The organism is Streptomyces sp. NPDC048277 (genome assembly GCF_040652235.1).
GTDB lineage: Bacteria > Actinomycetota > Actinomycetes > Streptomycetales > Streptomycetaceae > Streptomyces.
In genome coordinates this window covers 123585-139402 of sequence record NZ_JBEZLQ010000012.1, presented here as the reverse complement: position 1 = coordinate 139402, position 15818 = coordinate 123585, and the positions used below count along the sequence as shown (strand labels likewise).

Below are 15818 nucleotides of genomic sequence, written 5' to 3'. Positions count from 1 at the left end.
CGACGGGGTAATCAACCCATTCGCCCCGGAGGGGACTTCGTGGGTATCGAGAGCGATCAGGTCGTCTACGAGTATCTGAGCCGGGTCGGGGACATCGCGCAGCAGCGCCAGTTGTCGTCGGGTGACCGGATGCGGCTGGTGTCGGGACTGCGCAACGAGATCGACCGGCACCGGGCGAAGGCGACCGTCGACAGTCCCGCCGCGGTACGGCGCATCCTGGACCGGATGGGCACGCCCGACGAGGTCGTGGAGGCGGCGGGGGGCACGACGGACACCGCCCCGCGGCCGCCGGCGGCCGCGGTCCCCGCCCAGCGGGACCCGGAAGCGGCCGGGCCGCCCGCCGAAGACCTGCACCGTGCCGTACGGCTGCCCCGGCCCGCCGGTCCCGGCGGCGGTCCGGGACAGCCCGACTGGTGGCGGGTGGACAGCAGCCCGTTCGGGGACGGCGACGGTGTGCCCGGGTTCGTGGGCGGCGTGGAGATCCCCGAGCTGCTCAGGAAGCCGCGGCTCCGGAAGGAGGAGCCGGAGGACGCGGCGGCCGGGCCGGAGGAGGCGGCGGCGCCGGTGCCTCCGGCGGCGAAGGCCGAGGAGACCGTGGCCGCACGCCGCCGTCTCCTGCCCGGCCCCGGCGCGGGCGGCTGGAGCAACCCGCTGCTCCTGCTCGCCGCGGCCGCACTCGTCGTGGGCGCGGTGCTCGGGAACTGGTTCGCGTTGTTGCTCGGCTGGCTGATCGCGTACGGCTCCCGGCGGCTGACCCCGGCGGAGACGAAGCTGGCGGTGATGTGGGTACCGGGGCTCTCCGTCGCGGCCGGGGTGGTCTGGCTGTGGGGGCGGAGCGACGGACGGTGGGGTGCGCCGATCGCGCAGGGGCAGATGAGCGGTGCGGTGGGGGAGACGTGGCCGTGGGTGGTGAGGGGGGCGGCGGTCGCCTCGGCGGTGTATCTGGTGTGGCGGTCGCAGCGGACGCGGTAGGGGGAGGGACGGGGGGTTGCCGGGCGGCTGCGGGCCGGTGGGGGCCGTTCGCGCAGTTCCCCGCGCCCCTGACGGGGCGCTGCACACACGCCCCTGTAAGGGGCGCGGGGAACTGCGCGCTCAGCCCCCACGCACCCGCGGACGCACCTCGGCCCCAGCCCCGCAGGGCCCTGCACAATGGGCCATATGACTGATCACGCCCTTACCGTCGGTTTCGACCTCGACATGACCCTCATCGATTCCCGGCCCGGTATCCACGCCACCTACACGGCGCTCGCCGAGCGGACCGGGACGTACATCGACGCCGATCTGGCGATCACCCGATTGGGGCCGCCGCTCGCCGAGGAGCTGGTGCACTGGTTTCCGGCCGAGCGGATCGCGGAGATGAGTGATCTGTACCGGGCCATGTACCCGGAGATCGCCATCGCCGCGACGCCCGCCATGCCCGGCGCGCGGGAGGCCATCGCCGCCGTGCGGGACGCCGGGGGCAAGACGGTCGTGGTGACCGCGAAGTACGAGCCCAACGCGAAGCTGCACCTCAGCCACCTCGGCATGGTCCCGGACGCCGTCGTCGGGGACCTGTGGGCCGAGCAGAAGGCCGGGGCGCTGCGGGAGCACGGCGCGAGCGTGTACGTCGGCGACCATGTCGGAGACGTGCGGGGAGCCCGTACGGCGGGAGCCCTGTCCGTGGCCGTGCCCACCGGGCCCTGTGACGCGGACGAGCTGCGCGCGGCGGGAGCCGACGTGGTCCTCGCGGACCTCACCGAGCTTCCCGCCTGGCTCACCCGCTACCGCGAGGACGCCTCCCGCGCCTGACGGCGCCCCGCCGCGATCGACTGGAGCACTCCGGCGGCCGCGACGAGGAAGCCGACGCCCATGAGCATGCTCAGCAGGTACATGTAGGTCGGAAAAGGCTTCGCACCGAGGAACAGCGGTATCACGGTGACGAGTGTGGCCACCGTACCGACGAAGAAGACCACGGCACCGGCGCGGATCAGTCGGTCACCGGGCCCGGCGGAATTCGCTTGGGTTTTGTCACGCACTCGACCAGGGTAGTTCCCTGCCCGAAGGAACAACCGGGCGACGTCTTGTCACGCGCCCGAAGACCATTAGCCTTGGTACCGGCGGGTCATGGTCGACCCGCCCGAGTGCTATCAAGGCCCGTTCCAGAGCTGTTGCATTCAGAAGTTTCCCGAGCAGTTTCCGACGAGATACGAGGACGAGGACAGACGTGCCTACCGGCAAGGTCAAGTGGTTCAACAGTGAGAAGGGCTTCGGCTTTCTCTCCCGCGACGACGGCGGTGACGTCTTCGTCCATTCCTCGGTTCTCCCCGACGGGGTCGACGCACTCAAGCCGGGACAGCGCGTGGAGTTCGGCGTCGTCGCCGGTCAACGCGGTGATCAGGCACTGTCGGTGGTCCTTCTCGACCCCACCCCGTCGGTCGCCGCGGCCCAGCGCAAGAAGCCGGACGAGCTGGCCTCCATCGTGCAGGACCTGACAACCCTGCTGGAAAACATCACACCGATGCTGGAGCGCGGCCGCTACCCCGAGAAGACGGCCGGGAAGAAGATCGCCGGATTGCTGCGCGCGGTCGCCGACCAATTGGACGTGTAGACCGGCGGTCGACCGCCGGAGAAAGCCGAACTGAGCAAGTGAGCGACATACGGACGGAGCGGCCGTCGCCCGAACTGCTGGAGCGGATTCGGCGGCAGCGGCGCAACACCCTGCAGCTGATCGTCGTCTGCGCCATCGGACTGGTGCCGTGGACGGTCCTGCTGGCGTTCACGCTGCCGAGCGGGTACACGGTCCGCCAGTGGCGGACCTCCTGGGTCGGCTTCGACGTGCTGCTCGTGCTGGCGATGGCGGCCACCGCGCTGCTCGGCTGGCGTCGGCACCGGGCCGTCGTGGTGGCGGCCGTCGCCACGGCGGCACTGCTGGTCTGCGACGCCTGGTTCGACGTTTCGCTCGCTCTCGGCACCTCGGACGTGTGGATGTCGGTCGCGCTGGCGGTCTGTGTCGAACTGCCGCTGGCCGGCTTCCTCGCCTGGACGGTCCTGCGGATGCTGGCCCTGGCCGAGTGGCCGCCGGCCGACCGTCTCACCGACGGCGACGGCGAGGGCTCGTACAAGTAGCCGCCCGGACCGCTTACGGGAAGTCGAGCGCGTGCGGGCCGAGGGGCGGGACGAGTCCTTCGGCCGCGGCGCGGGTGAGCAGTCCGCGGACCGCCGCGTAGCCGTCCTCGCCGAGTTCCGAGGTGAACTCGTTGACGTAGAGCCCGATGTGCTGGTCGGCGACCGCCGGGTCCATCTCCTGGGCGTGGGCCATGACATACGGCCGGGAGACCTCGGGATCGTCCCAGGCCGCGTGGACGGACGTACGGATCGAGTCGGCGAGCCGGGTGAGCGTCTCGGCGCCGAGCGAGCGCTTCGCGATGATCGCGCCCAGCGGGATCGGCAGACCCGTCGTGTTCTCCCAGTGCTCGCCCATGTCGGCGAGCTTGTGCAGCCCGTAGTTCTGGTACGTGAAACGCGCCTCGTGGATCACCAGCCCCGCGTCGACCTTCCCGTCCCGCACGGCCGGCATGATCTCGTGGAAGGGCATGACCACGATCTCGCCCACGCCGCCGTCCGACAGGGTGTCCGCGGCCCAGAGGCGGAACAGCAGGTACGCCGTCGACTTCTCGCTCGGTACGGCGACGGTCCGGCCGGTGAGGTCGACCCCCGCCTCCCTCGTCAGCACCAGCGGCCCGCAGCCCCGGCCCAGCGCGCCGCCGCAGGGCAGCAGGGCGTACTCGTCGAGGACGTACGGCAGCACGGCGTACGACACCTTCAGCGCGTCCGACTCGCCGCGCTCGGCCATGCCGTTGGTGATGTCGATGTCCGCGAAGGTCACGTCCAGCGCGGGCGCGCCCGGCACCCGTCCGTGGGCGAGGGCGTCGAAGACGAACGTGTCGTTCGGGCAGGGCGAGTACGCGATGCGCAGCAGGTCACTGGTCATGTGGGTGCCAACTCTCCAATACGGGCGCGAGCTTCCCGAAGGCCTCGGTCAGGGCGGCCAGCGCGTCGCCGATGCGCCAGGCGGCGCGGTCGCGGGGGCCGACGGGGTTGGAGACCGCGCGTATCTCCAGCACGGGCACTCCGTGGGAGGCGGCGGCCTCGGCGACGCCGAAGCCCTCCATCGCCTCGGCGAGGGCGCGGGGGTGCCGGGCGCGCAGGTCGTGTGCGCGGGTGGCCGTACCGGTCACGGTGGAGACGGTCAATACCGCTCCGGGGTGAGCCCCGGTCGCCTCGGCGGTCGCTCGTACGAGCGAATCCGGTGGACGGTGGCTGACGGTCCCGAAACCGAGCTCGGTGACCGGCACGAACCCGTCGGCCGTCTCGGCGCCCAGATCGGCCGCGGTGATCTCGTCGGCGACGACCAGGGAGCCGACGGGCGCCTCCGGCTGGAAACCGCCCCCGATACCGGCGGAGACGACCAGCGTGTAGGGGCGGCCCTCCAGGGCGGCGGCCGTGAGGGCGGTCGCGGTGCCCGCGGCGGCCAGGGCCGGGCCGACCCCGGCGGCGAGGAGGTCGTACGCCCCGGCGGTGCGCAGCAGCGTCGCGCCCGGCAGGCGCAGCGTTCGCGGCTCGGCCGTACCGTCCGTGAACGCCCGTGCCGCCGCGTCCCGTTCGGCCGGGACGGCGGTGGCTACGAGGATGCGCGCGGCGGACGTGGTCGCTCCGATGGCTGTCAGGCGTCCTTCTTCAGCTTGAAGGACCACAGACCCAGCACCGACTTGTCGCCCTCCTTGATGGAGACGAGCGTCGAGTTGCCGGAGGCGCCGTACTGGGCGTTGAAGAACACGCTGCCCGGGATGGTGCGGTAGGTCTTCTTGCTGGAGTCGGTGAGCGCCTGACCGTTCATCAGGATCGTCCAGCCGTTGTCCGCGATCTTCGGGTCGACACCGAAGCGGACGGTGTCGTCCGGGTCCACCTTGATGGACTTGATCCCGGTGTCCTTCAGGCAGGCGGTGAGGGCGGCCGTGTCCAGGGCCTTACCGTCGTTGTAGCAGGTGGCTTCGGAGTTGACCGAGTTCGTGCCGACGGTGATCGTGGCGATCGGCGTCGGCTTGTCACAGGCCGACAGGACGAGCAGTCCGGCGGAAACGGCGCCGGCGGCGGCGACGACGCGGCGGCGTCGCGAGCGGGAGTGCAGCGTGGTCATGGCCGAAGGCTATCGGGCGCTCCCGGCCGTCTCCCCATGTGGGGTACGGCGTGCCCGGTTCGTTACGCCAGGCGCGCCCCCTATGCCACTCTCGGCCGGGTACGGGTCCCGTGCCGGGCGGAGTCGAGCAGGCCGCGCAGGGTGGCCAGCCAGCCGGCGGCCACGATCGCGGCGGCCACCACCAGGCCCAGGGTGCCGTTCAGCGGCATCACGATGCCCACCGCGCCGCCGAACACCCAGGCCACCTGGAGCAACGTCTCCGAGCGCGCGAACGCCGACGTCCGCACCAGTTCCGGGACGTCCCGCTGGATCAGCGCGTCCAGGGACAGCTTGGCCAGCGCCTGCCCGAAACCGGCCACTCCGGCGAGGACGGCCACCAGGAAGGCACCGAAGAACAGGGCCGCGACGATCGCCGTACCCAGCACCAGGGCCACCGCCGCCACGATGATGAGCTCCGGCGCCCGGGAGCGCAGCCACGCGCCCACCGCCGTACCGAGCGCGTTGCCCACGCCCGCCGCGACGCCCACGATCCCCAGCGACACCGCCGCGCTCTCGCCGGTCAGCGGGTGCTCGCGGAGCAGGAACGCCAGGAAGAAGATCAGGAAGCCGGAGAGGCAGCGCAGGGCCGCGTTGGCGCCGAGGGCGTGGGTGACGGCGGGGCCGACGGTCCGCAGCCCCGGCCGCTTCGCCTCCTTGCGGTGCGGGCCGTGCAGATGCTCCTCGTCGGCGGCGAGCAGCGCCACGTCCTCGCCCTTGGCCGAGTCGACCTTCGGGGGGAGCGAGAAGGAGAGAAAGGTTCCGGCGACGAAGATGACGAAGGCGCCGTAGAGCGGCCAGGGATCGCCGATGGCGTGCAGCCCCGCCGCGACCGGGGCGGCCACACCCGTGGCGAGCAGCCCGGCAAGCGTGACCCGGGAGTTGGCCTTCACGAGCGAGAACCGGGGCGGCAGCAGCCGGGGCACGACGGCACTGCGGATCACGCCGTACGCCCTGGAGGCCACCAGCACGCCGAGCGCGGCCGGGTACAGCTCCAGGCTGCCGCTCGCCACCGCCCCGGAGATGACCAGCGCGAGCAGCGCCCGGGCGAGCATCGAACCGGCCATCGCGGCGCGGCGGCCGTGCGGGAGCCGGTCGAGGAGCGGGCCGACGACGGGGGCGAGGACGGTGAAGGGCGCCATGGTGATGGCGAGATAGAGCGCGACGCGCCCACGGGCCTCGTCGGTGGGCACGGAGAAGAACACGGTGGAGGCGAGAGCCACGGTGATCATGACGTCCCCGGCGCCGTTGACCGCGTGCAGCTCGATCAGCTTGCCGAGCCCGGACTCGCCGGCGCCGTGCGCGTGGGTGGCCTTGCGGATACCCCGGGCGGTACCGGTCACCGGGAAGTGCAGGGCACGCCCGACCGAGCGGACGGCACCGCGCACCCGGCCCGCACCGCTACCGACCCCGACGGCTCGTTGGGGGGATTTCGCGGTTGCCACGTGCTTCATAGTGCCCTGACCGGACTGCTCCTACTGCACTTTGTGGCCAAGCGGGTGCGCAGCGCCCCTTGGGGGCGCGGGGAACTGTGTGCTCAACCCCCACTCACCCGCACCCCGCGACGACGCGGTTCGCCCCCTCCCCGCACCGCCTTCGACTCCGGGCCGCCGCCCAGGCACCGTGCCGGACTGTCCCCCACCACCGACGACGGGGTAGCGTGCCTATCTCAGCCATACATAACGCACAATGGATGGCAGAGGTGCGCCCGAGAGCGATCGGACGCGGACGTCGATGCGGCCCCCAGGTCCGCTCCGTCCGCCCCACCGCCGGAGGCAGCCGCACTCGTGAGACGGCGTAGGAGAGAAGCGATACCTGTGAGCGCAGCGACAACGCGAAGCCGCATCCCCGACCGTCTGTGCGCGGAGGCGGTCGACCTCGCCCGTGCCGCCGCCGAGGAGGCCGCAGCGCCCGGAGTGGTGGGTGAGCACGCCGGAGCGGTGGCCGAAGGTGATCGCGTGGTCACGCACTTCTTCGAGTGCAAGGAACTCGGGTACCGGGGCTGGCGCTGGGCGGTGACGGTGGCCCGGGCCTCCCGCGCCAAGGTCGTGACGCTGGACGAGGTGGTCCTCCTCCCCGGCTCCGACGCCCTTCTCGCCCCCGAGTGGGTCCCGTGGAGCGAGCGGCTGCGCCCCGGCGACATGGGCCCGGGCGACCTGCTCCCCACCGAGGCCGAGGACCTCCGTCTGGAGCCCGGCTACAGCGGCGAGGACGAGCCGGCCGCGGACTCCCCGGTCTCGGCGGAGATGGAGGAACTGGCGGAGTCGGAGGACGCCGAGGTCACCGCGGGCACCCCCGCGCACCTCCCCACGGTCCCCGCCCGCGGCACGATCGCGTCGGTCGCCGAGGAACTCGGCATGCGCCGCGCCCGGGTCCTCTCCCGCTACGGCCTGCACACCGCCGCCGACCGCTGGGAAGAGGCGTTCGGCGCCAAGACCCCGATGGCCCAGGCGGCCCCCGCGACCTGCGTCAGCTGCGGCTTCCTGAGCCCCATCGGCGGCTCCCTCGGCCAGGCCTTCGGCGTCTGCGCCAACGAGTTCTCCCCGGCCGACGGCCGGGTCGTCTCCCTCTCCTACGGCTGCGGCGGCCACTCGGAGGCCGCGGTCATGCCGAAGCCCCCGGAGGTGGCCCCTCCGGTCATCGACGAGACCCGGGTCGACCCCTTCCCACTCCGCCCGTCCCCGGACTCGGGCTCGGTCCCGGCCGCCTCGGCGGACGAGGAGTCGGCGGAACTGGGGCACTCGTAGGGAAGGGTGCGGTATACGGGGCCGCCCGCGGTGTGCGGGCGGCTCAGAAACCCAGGTACGTGATCTGGACGACGTAGACACGCTCGCTGCGCACGACGACCTGGTACTCGAACATGCCGCCGGAGACGATGATGTCGCCGCCCTCCGGATCGGTCCCCTCATCGCCCCGGCCATGCACATGAAGGGCTTCCGCTGCCCTGACCAGTTCCTCGGCCTGCTGTGAAACGGCGGCCAGGAAATCCGCCGGAGCGGTGCGAGCGGCTGCTTCCGCCCCGAAGGCGTACTCCCATTTCCAGCTCACTCGCGAACAGCCTTCAGCGCCTCGTCCAGGACCGAGCTCAGCTCGCGAAGGGCTTCATGGGCGACGACCGGATCCTCGTCCTCCAGGCTGTTCTTTGCCTGTGCGTATCGGGTCGACAGGTCCGGTCGACGGGCGATCTCGATGGTCCTGGCCCAGATGAGGACCCAGCTCTGCACCGGGCTGAGCGACTGCCATTCGACGGCTTTGGCAAAGGCCTCGTCCTTCATCGCCTGCATCTCGTCCAGGCGACCTGGAGCGACGATGGCAAGGGCTGCGCGCAAGGCGTCAGGAGTGAGCTCGGGGCGCGGGATCAGCTCGTGCCCGTGTGCGGCCTGAGTGCTCATGGCGCTCGCTCCTCGTCTGTGCCCCGGGGCAAGGATCGTCGCTTTCATGCTAGGCGGCCTCCAGGAGATCGGTTCGGCAGTCACGGCAGAGTCCGGGTGCGGGGGACCGGAAGCCGCGGTCGCAGCCTTCGCAGTTCTGGAGCCGGGCCGGAGCCGGGCGCGGTTCCGCCGGAGTCGGAGCCGGGACCCGGAACGGCGGTGATGGCGGCAGCTGTGCCGCCAGCCGGTGGGCCAGCAGGGCGGCGGGGCGGCGCAGTTCCTCGGGCGGGAGGCCTGCGGTGAGGGCGTGGCGTACGGCGCTGGGGCTGACGTCCCGTTCCAGCCAGGCGGCGACTCCGGGTGCCAGATGGGCGGTGTCGCAGGCGGACAGCAGCAGCCGGGAGTCGTGGACGCGCAGTCCCGCGAGCAGGTCGGTGGCCTTCTGGAGCAGCACGGCGGCGGGGACCGCCGGACGCGGGACGGGCGGGAGCGCCGTGCGCGCCGGCTTCTGCTTCGGTGCCTTCGGCCGGGCGGCCTCGTCGTGGGTGGGGCGGCCGCGCTGTCCAGGTTGGTTGCAGAACACCGTGCGGGTGATGATGCGGCCGTCGGGCAGCCGTACGCGTTCGCGGCGCAGGTACCCTTCGGCCTCGAGTTCCCGCAGCGCGGCGGCGACCCGGGTCCGTCCCTCCTTGAGACGGGCCGCCAGCGTCCTGATGTCGACGGGGGAACTGGCCGGAAGCGACTGGATGTGCGTAGCGATGCCGATCGCGAGCCCCGAGAGGGTGGGGTGCTGGGCGAGGTGGTTGCCGACCACCGTGAAGCGCGAGGTGTGGCGGAAGTTCTCGTGAACGAGCCCGCCGCCGGACCCCCGATTCGGGTGCTTCTTGGCACCAACGCGGGGCTGGGCGCACGAGGGCGCGCTAGGGTTTTTCGTATCCATCGGGAAGCGGTTCTTCCTAGGTGGTCAGGCCCTCGCACTGGGATTGCCGTCCCGGCGGGGGCCGAAGTCTTTCTGCGGTTGTGTTGCGCTGAGCGTAGGGCACGCAACCCTCCCCAAATCCAGCCCACTTGGGCATATTCACTCGCGGGAGTGACTCTGCGCGACGGGCGGGAGGGGTGGGGTTTGGTGGGGTTCTTTCTCCCCGGCGTTCCTTTGGCAATGACAGTCCTCGCGACCGGAGCCCGCTCCAGCGGGCTCCGGTGACGCGCGCGGGAACGTCACCCAGGTCCGCCGTCTCCCCCGTCCCGGAAGGCGAGAATCAGTGAGGTGATATTCGGACCTGACGACATCTCCCCGCTCGATGCCATGGATTACCTGCGGCGCAACGAACACCGGTTCTTCCGCTCGGGCGTCTACGACCCCGTCGAACTGGCGGGAATGATCGCCACCGAGGCCCTGACCTCGGGGGCCGGAAGAGTCCAGATCCTGTCCGACGGGGAGTGGCTCACCGTGACCGCGGACCAGGACTGGCTGGAAAACCGCGTCCACGAGGCGTTCCACGCGGTCACGCCGTTTCCGCAAGGAGGGGTCAACGGCATGCTGGCCGAGGTTCTCGCCGTCGTCTTTTCGGCGGGTGTGTGCACGGGCACCCGGAACGGCTTCGAGTTGATCAAGGGGAGAGCCGCCGTCCCCGCCCACCCGGCGGTGGAGGACGCGGTGAGGACGGTCGCCTTTAAGCGCCTGCGCGACACCGGCGCCCTCGCATGAGGGCGAATTCCAGGGGGCGTTTCTGCGGGCGGCGGCGGGCCCTCTCCTCGTCGAGGACGACGTCGTGCAGGCACGAGTCGTTGACCTCATGGGCGGACACGGAGGTCCTTGTGCCGACCCCGTTCCCCGGCCTCGATCACGGACGCTCGCTTCTCGGCCGACCGGGTCGGGTGGGCGGGTGGGCGAGTGGTCGGCGCGCGGTACCTTCGTGCTCACGCCGATGATGGAGAGTGAACGTGAGCAAGTTCGTGCGGCCCGCAGCCGAGGGTGCCGACCCGTTCGGGACCGCCCGTCTCCGGCGAGGCGTTCTCGACGCCTGGGCCACCAGCCCCGCCCGCTTCCGTGAGGACGCCAACGCCGAGGAGGACCTGGTCCTCGGCGGCTACCGGGACCGGCTCGTCGTGGAGCTCGCCCAGAACGCCGCCGACGCGGCCGCCCGCGCCGGCGTCCCGGGCCGGTTCCGGCTCACCCTCCGCGACGGCGTCCTGTTCGCCGCCAACACCGGCGCCCCGCTGGACGCGGCCGGCGTCGAGTCCCTCTCCACCCTGCGCGCCTCCGCGAAGCGGGAGGAGGGCGACACCAGCTCCGTCGGACGGTTCGGCGTCGGTTTCGCCGCCGTGCTGGCCGTGACGGACGAGCCCGCGGTCGTCGGACGGCACGGCGGAGTGCGCTGGTCCCTCGCCGAGGGCCGGCAACTGGCCGAGGAGACCGCCGCGCAGAGCCCCGGACGCCCCGGACTCGGCGACGAGATCCGGCGCCGGGACGGCCATGTCCCCCTCCTCCGGCTCCCGTTCGCCGCCGAGGGCACCGCCCCGGATCCGTACGACACCGTCGTGATCCTGCCGTTGCGGGATACCGCGGCCACCGATCTCGCCGAGCGCCTCCTCGACGCCGTGGACGACGCCCTCCTGCTCGCCCTGCCGGGCCTGGAGGAGGTCGTCATCGAGAAGGACACCGTGCGCACCCTGCGCCGCCGCACCGACGGCGCGCTCACCGTCGTAGAGGATTCCCAGGAGGGTACGACCCGCTGGCGTACCGTCTCCGCGCACGGCCCGCTCACCCCCGACCTGCTCGCCGACCGCCCGGTCGAGGAGCGGCTGCGCCCGCACTGGTCGCTGACCTGGGCCGTGCCCGCGGACGCCGCGGGCGCCCCCGACCGGCCGCGCACCGCCGCCGTCGTGCACGCCCCCACCCCCAGCGACGAACCCCTCGGCGTCCCCGCCCTCCTCATTGCCTCCTTCCCCCTCGACACCACCCGCCGGCATGCCGCCCCCGGCCCGCTCACCGACTTCCTGGTGCAGCGCGCGGCCGACGCGTACGCCGAACTCCTCGCCGACTGGCGGCCGGTGGGGGAGGGCATCATCCACCTCGTGCCCGGCCCGCTCGGCAAGGGCGAACTGGACGGCGCGCTGCGCCAGGCGATCCTGGAGCGGCTGCCGCGCACCGCCTTCCTGCCGCCCGCCGTCGACACGACGGACGACGCCGACCTTCCCGAGGCACTGCGTCCGCGCGACGCCGAGATCGTGGAGGGGGCGGGCGCCGACACGGTCCGGGTCCTCGCGGAGGTCCTGCCGACGCTCCTGCCCGCCGGACTCGAACGCCGCGTGGAGCTGCGGACGTTGTCCGTCGCCCGGCTTCCGCTCGCCGACGCCGTCGACCGGCTGGCCGGGCTGGAGAAGGACCCGGACTGGTGGTGGCGGCTCTACGACAGCCTCGCGGGCGTCGACCCGGAGCGGCTGTCAGGGCTGCCGGTGCCGCTCGCCGACGGGCGTACGACCATCGGGCCCCGCCAGGTCCTGCTCCCCACCCCCGACGCGACCGTCATCGACCCCGAGGTCCTCGCCCGGCTCGGTCTCAAGGTCGCCCATCAGGACGCCGCCCATCCTCTCCTGGAGAAGCTCGGCGCCCTCCCGGCGTCCCCGCGCGCGGTGCTCACCACCCCGCAGGTGCGGGCCGCCGTGGCCGCCTCCCTGGACGACGAGGGCGGTGTGAACTGGGAGGAGGACGCCCCGGACGCCGAGGAGCTGGCGGACACCGTGCTGGCGCTGGTCCGGGACGCCGGTCTGGAGCCCGGTGACGAGCCCTGGCTGGGTGCCCTCGCCCTGCCCGACGAGGACGGCGAGTTGGCACCGGCGGGCGAACTCGTCCTCCCCGGCAGCGCCTTCGCCCGCGTGATCAGAGAGGGCGAACTGGCCGCCGTGGACGCCGAGCTGGCGGAGAAGTGGGGCGAACAGCCGCTGGCCGCCTGCGGGGTGCTGGCCAACTTCGCCCTCGTCCGCGCCACGGACGTCGTACTCGACCCGGACGAACTGGAGCCGCGCGAGGGCGACTTCGCCGAGCCCGACGACGCGGGCCTGCTCGACGCCGTCGACGTCTGGTGCGAGGACATCCTCGACCGCTTCCCGGACACGCCCGTGCCCCCGGTCGCCACCGAGCTGATCGCCGTCCGCGACCTCGACCTCGTGGACGAGGACCACTGGCCCGAGGCCCTCGCCCTGCTCGCCCAGCCGCCGCTGCGCGACGCCCTCACCCAGCCGGTCCGCATCCTGCTGCCCGACGGCACGCACGAGGTCGTACGGCCGTACACGGCGTGGTGGCTGCGCGGCCACCCGGTCCTCGACGGCCGCCGCCCCGCCGGCCTGCTGGCCTCAGGCGGCGACCCGCTGCTGCGCGGCCTCTACGAGGAGGCCGACGCGACCGGCTTCGAGGACGAGCAGGTGCTGCGGGCGCTGGGGGTACGGACGTCCGTGGCCGCGCTCCTCGACGAGCCCGGCGGTGCCGCCGAACTCCTCGACCGGCTCGCCGACCCGGACCGGTCCGTCACCTCCGCCCAACTGCACGCCCTCTACGGCGCGCTGGCGGACCTCGACCCCGAACAGGTCACCCTCCCCGACGACCTGCGGGCCGTGGTCGACGGCCGGGTGGAGGTCGTGGACGCGGCGGACGCGGTGGTCGTGGACTCACCGGACCTGCTGCCGTTCACGACCGGCGTGCCGTTGCTGCCGGCCCGGCCCTCCCGGGCCGCGGAGCTGGCCGAACTGTTCCAGGTACGGCGGCTGAGCGAGTCGGTGACGGGGTCGGTCGACTCGGAGGGCACGGAGCACGACGTCCCCGAGCCGGTGCACGTCCTGCTCGGCCCGCGCACCCCCGAGACCTACGTCGAACACGAGGAGTTGGTGGTCGACGGCGTCGAGATCGACTGGCGGCTCACCGGGGACGGCGTCCTGCACGCGGCGACCCTGGAGGGGGTGGCCGCAGGCCTCGCCTGGGCGGCGGGACAGTGGCCGCGCCGCTTCGAGGTGGCCGCCCTGCTGGAGGACCCGTCGAGGACGGAGGAACTGGCGCGGGATCGCTGGTTCGACTGAATTTCACAGAGTGCACAGAACTTTCAAATCCTGTACAACCCTTACCTTCCCTCGTGGATCTGATCTGGCGAGTCGACTGACTCCCAGAACCTGGGCCCCGGCGGCGCGTTTGAGCCGTGAGGTACGACCGCCGCCGGGGTCCCACCACATGCAGGGGAACGCATGCGCATACGTGCCACTGTGGCCGCCGTCTCCGGCGCCCTGGCCCTCTCCGCTTTCGCCGTGCCCGCCGCGCAGGCCGCCGGCGGTTCTTCGTACAGCCCCTCGGACCTGGCGAAGTTCGCCGCCGCCGCGCAGCAGGCCGCGTCCGGCCGGTCCGCGTACACCGCGTCGACCGCCGACGACACCGGCGTGCCCTACACGCTGGACCTGTCCTTCTCCAACGTGAAGGTCAACAACGGCAAGCCGATCGTCGCCGGCACCACCACCCACGTGAAGGCCCCGGTCACCTTCACCGTGACGCACGCCGCCGACGTCGACATCCACGCCTCCGACTTCCTGATGGACGTCGACATCTACCGCGGCTCCTTCGACGACCCGGCGAACATCCTCGTCGGCGACGACTGGCCGTCCTGCACGGACACCTCGGCGACCACCGCCAGCTGCAAGGGCACCATCGACATCTACGCCGACGAGGAGCTCACGAACGCCGACGCCACCACCTGGAAGGCGGAGGGCATCGCCGTCGCCCTCAACGGCCAGGACCTGACCTCCGAGGACATCGACTGGAGCAAGGTCGGTGTCGCCAGCCAGGACGGCCTCGCCACCACCAAGCTCCAGCGCCTGTCCAAGCTGACGGTCGACGCCACCCCGGAGCCGGTGAAGAAGGGCAAGACCATCACGGTCACCGGCAAGCTGTCCCGCGCCAACTGGGACACCGGCAAGTACGCGGGGTACGCCGGCCAGTCGGTGAAGCTGCAGTTCCGTAAGAAGGGCTCCAGCACCTACACCACGCTGAAGACCATCAAGACGTCCTCGACCGGCACCCTGAAGACGACGACCAAGGCGACGGTGGACGGCTACTACCGCTACTCCTTCGCGGGCACGTCCACCACTCCGGCGGTCAGCGCCACGGGTGACTACGTCGACGTGAAGTAGTAATCCCATGGGGACGTAATCCGGTCGCAAAGCTCGTAAAATCCGACCGGATTACGTCTTCCTCGTACAACCATTCCCACGCCGCGTGGATCTGATCGCGTGAGTCAACAGACTCCCTAGATCACTTGGGCCCCGCGCCCACTGTTCTCCACCTGGGGAATCCATGCGTATTCGTGCCACTGTGGCCGCCGTCTCCGGCGCCCTGGCCCTCTCCGCCCTCGCAGTCCCGGCCGCACAGGCCGCAGGCGACTCGGGCACGCCGTACACGCTGAACGTCAGCTTCTCGAACCTGTCGATCGTCAAGGCCGTCACGGTCGGCCCCACCGCCAAGGCCAGCGTCAAGTACACGTACAAGCTGACGCACGGCGCCGACGTGGACATCACCGCGAAGGACTTCTACACGGACGCCTTCCTCTACCACGGCTCCTACAGCGACTCGGCCCCCGAGCTGTACGGCGACGCCGACTCGGCGACCTGCACCGCCACCTCCTCGACCACCGCCAACTGCACGGGTTACGTCAACATCCACCCGGCCGACGGCGACCTGGAGAGCGCCTGGGCCGGCAGCTGGAACGTGGCCGCCGAGGCCGTCGCCTTCAACGGCCAGAGCATGACCAACCCCGACCTGAGCAAGGTCGGCTACAAGGACCAGAGCGGCCTCGCCACCACCTTGGTCCAGCGCGCGTCCAAGCTGACGGCCGACGCCGCCCCCGAGCCGGTGAAGAAGGGCAAGACCATCACGGTCACCGGCTCCCTGACCCGCGCCAACTGGGACACCAACAAGTACGCGGGCTTCGGCAGCCAGTCGGTGAAGCTGCAGTTCCGCAAGAAGGGCTCCAGCACCTACACCACGCTGAAGACCATCAAGTCGTCCTCGACGGGCGCCCTGAAGACCACGACCACCGCGACGGTGGACGGCTACTACCGCTACTCCTTCGCGGGCAGCTCGACGACCCCGGCGGTCAACGCCACGGGCGACTACGTCGACGTGCAGTAAGTCCCTTAGGGACAGCGCCCCGTCAGGGGCGCGGGGCTGGGTCGACATGCGGCTACCGCCGCGTGGG

General features: G+C 71.8%; 17 protein-coding genes. 9 read left to right on the top strand and 8 right to left on the bottom strand.

Translation table 11 applies throughout. The features are described 5' to 3' along the window. Positions 1–39: 39 nt before the first annotated feature. Positions 40–972 (top strand): hypothetical protein, encoded by a 933-nt coding sequence (locus tag AB0D85_RS25740; protein ID WP_362324491.1) that lies wholly within the window; start codon positions 40–42, stop codon positions 970–972. 186 nt (positions 973–1158) lie between these two features. Next, positions 1159–1788 (top strand): HAD family hydrolase, encoded by a 630-nt coding sequence (locus AB0D85_RS25735; protein ID WP_362324488.1) that lies wholly within the window; start codon positions 1159–1161, stop codon positions 1786–1788. Here the strand turns inward: AB0D85_RS25735 and AB0D85_RS25730 are convergent. Further along, positions 1761–2015: a hypothetical protein gene (locus AB0D85_RS25730; protein WP_362324485.1), complete on the bottom strand. Its 255-nt coding sequence runs from the start codon at positions 2013–2015 to the stop codon at positions 1761–1763. The genes AB0D85_RS25735 and AB0D85_RS25730 overlap by 28 nt on opposite strands. Positions 2016–2203: 188 nt before the next feature. On the opposite strand from AB0D85_RS25730, the gene AB0D85_RS25725 reads away from it, so the two are divergent. Both AB0D85_RS25725 and AB0D85_RS25720 read left to right on the top strand, forming a co-directional pair. After that, positions 2204–2587: a cold-shock protein gene (locus AB0D85_RS25725; RefSeq protein WP_046734071.1), complete on the top strand. Its 384-nt coding sequence runs from the start codon at positions 2204–2206 to the stop codon at positions 2585–2587. A gap of 38 nt (positions 2588–2625) precedes the next feature. Then, the gene (locus tag AB0D85_RS25720; protein WP_362324480.1) at positions 2626–3105 is read left to right on the top strand and encodes a hypothetical protein; all 480 of its coding nucleotides are present in this window, start codon (positions 2626–2628) and stop codon (positions 3103–3105) included. A gap of 13 nt (positions 3106–3118) precedes the next feature. Here the strand turns inward: AB0D85_RS25720 and AB0D85_RS25715 are convergent, their stop codons facing one another. The 4 genes from AB0D85_RS25715 to AB0D85_RS25700 form a co-directional block, all read right to left on the bottom strand. Next, the gene (locus AB0D85_RS25715; RefSeq protein ID WP_362324476.1) at positions 3119–3970 is read right to left on the bottom strand and encodes a 1,4-dihydroxy-6-naphthoate synthase; all 852 of its coding nucleotides are present in this window, start codon (positions 3968–3970) and stop codon (positions 3119–3121) included. Next, positions 3960–4733 carry a futalosine hydrolase gene (locus tag AB0D85_RS25710; protein WP_362324473.1) on the bottom strand — a complete coding sequence of 258 codons (774 nt, stop codon included), beginning with the start codon at positions 4731–4733 and terminating at the stop codon, positions 3960–3962. Before AB0D85_RS25710 ends, AB0D85_RS25715 begins: the two co-directional genes overlap by 11 nt. After that, the gene (locus AB0D85_RS25705) at positions 4703–5176 is read right to left on the bottom strand and encodes a DUF2771 domain-containing protein (RefSeq protein ID WP_362324470.1); all 474 of its coding nucleotides are present in this window, start codon (positions 5174–5176) and stop codon (positions 4703–4705) included. Before AB0D85_RS25705 ends, AB0D85_RS25710 begins: the two co-directional genes overlap by 31 nt. Positions 5177–5256: 80 nt before the next feature. After that, positions 5257–6600 (bottom strand): MFS transporter, encoded by a 1344-nt coding sequence (locus tag AB0D85_RS25700; protein ID WP_362325045.1) that lies wholly within the window; start codon positions 6598–6600, stop codon positions 5257–5259. 429 nt (positions 6601–7029) lie between these two features. Here AB0D85_RS25700 and AB0D85_RS25695 point away from each other — a divergent pair, with 429 nt between their 5' ends. Next, complete coding sequence (locus AB0D85_RS25695) at positions 7030–7959, top strand: DUF3027 domain-containing protein (RefSeq protein ID WP_362324467.1); 930 nt, start codon at positions 7030–7032, stop codon at positions 7957–7959. 43 nt (positions 7960–8002) lie between these two features. On the opposite strand, the gene AB0D85_RS25690 is transcribed toward AB0D85_RS25695, so the two are convergent. Genes AB0D85_RS25690 through AB0D85_RS25680 form a run of 3 tightly spaced genes read right to left on the bottom strand, consistent with a single transcriptional unit; the run spans position 8003 to position 9523 of the window. Next, positions 8003–8260 carry a hypothetical protein gene (locus tag AB0D85_RS25690; RefSeq protein ID WP_362324464.1) on the bottom strand — a complete coding sequence of 86 codons (258 nt, stop codon included), beginning with the start codon at positions 8258–8260 and terminating at the stop codon, positions 8003–8005. Continuing rightward, a complete protein-coding gene (locus AB0D85_RS25685) occupies positions 8257–8604 on the bottom strand; it encodes a hypothetical protein (RefSeq protein WP_362324461.1) in 348 nt (115 codons plus the stop codon). The genes AB0D85_RS25690 and AB0D85_RS25685 overlap by 4 nt, the downstream gene beginning before the upstream one ends. 49 nt (positions 8605–8653) lie before the next feature. Then, positions 8654–9523 carry a helix-turn-helix domain-containing protein gene (locus tag AB0D85_RS25680; protein ID WP_362324458.1) on the bottom strand — a complete coding sequence of 290 codons (870 nt, stop codon included), beginning with the start codon at positions 9521–9523 and terminating at the stop codon, positions 8654–8656. Positions 9524–9850: 327 nt separating this feature from the next. Here AB0D85_RS25680 and AB0D85_RS25675 point away from each other — a divergent pair, with 327 nt between their 5' ends. From AB0D85_RS25675 to AB0D85_RS25660, 4 genes are all read left to right on the top strand, one after another. Continuing rightward, positions 9851–10291 carry a hypothetical protein gene (locus tag AB0D85_RS25675; protein ID WP_362324455.1) on the top strand — a complete coding sequence of 147 codons (441 nt, stop codon included), beginning with the start codon at positions 9851–9853 and terminating at the stop codon, positions 10289–10291. A 236-nt stretch (positions 10292–10527) separates the two neighbouring features. Beyond that, positions 10528–13656 carry a molecular chaperone Hsp90 gene (locus tag AB0D85_RS25670; protein ID WP_362324452.1) on the top strand — a complete coding sequence of 1043 codons (3129 nt, stop codon included), beginning with the start codon at positions 10528–10530 and terminating at the stop codon, positions 13654–13656. A 162-nt stretch (positions 13657–13818) separates the two neighbouring features. Beyond that, a complete protein-coding gene (locus AB0D85_RS25665) occupies positions 13819–14754 on the top strand; it encodes a hypothetical protein (RefSeq protein WP_362324449.1) in 936 nt (311 codons plus the stop codon). Between the two features lie 163 nt (positions 14755–14917). Next, positions 14918–15751, top strand: coding sequence for a hypothetical protein (locus AB0D85_RS25660; protein ID WP_362324446.1), 834 nt, complete (start codon positions 14918–14920; stop codon positions 15749–15751). Positions 15752–15818: the final 67 nt, after the last annotated feature.

Coding starts and splice junctions, on each gene's coding strand:
- AB0D85_RS25735 (WP_362324488.1), top strand. CDS start 1,159: ATGACTGATCACGCCCTTACCGTCGGTTTCGACCTCGACATGACCCTC.
- AB0D85_RS25715 (WP_362324476.1), bottom strand. CDS start 3,970: ATGACCAGTGACCTGCTGCGCATCGCGTACTCGCCCTGCCCGAACGAC.
- AB0D85_RS25705 (WP_362324470.1), bottom strand. CDS start 5,176: ATGACCACGCTGCACTCCCGCTCGCGACGCCGCCGCGTCGTCGCCGCC.
- AB0D85_RS25685 (WP_362324461.1), bottom strand. CDS start 8,604: ATGAGCACTCAGGCCGCACACGGGCACGAGCTGATCCCGCGCCCCGAG.
- AB0D85_RS25680 (WP_362324458.1), bottom strand. CDS start 9,523: ATGGATACGAAAAACCCTAGCGCGCCCTCGTGCGCCCAGCCCCGCGTT.
- AB0D85_RS25665 (WP_362324449.1), top strand. CDS start 13,819: ATGCGCATACGTGCCACTGTGGCCGCCGTCTCCGGCGCCCTGGCCCTC.
- AB0D85_RS25660 (WP_362324446.1), top strand. CDS start 14,918: ATGCGTATTCGTGCCACTGTGGCCGCCGTCTCCGGCGCCCTGGCCCTC.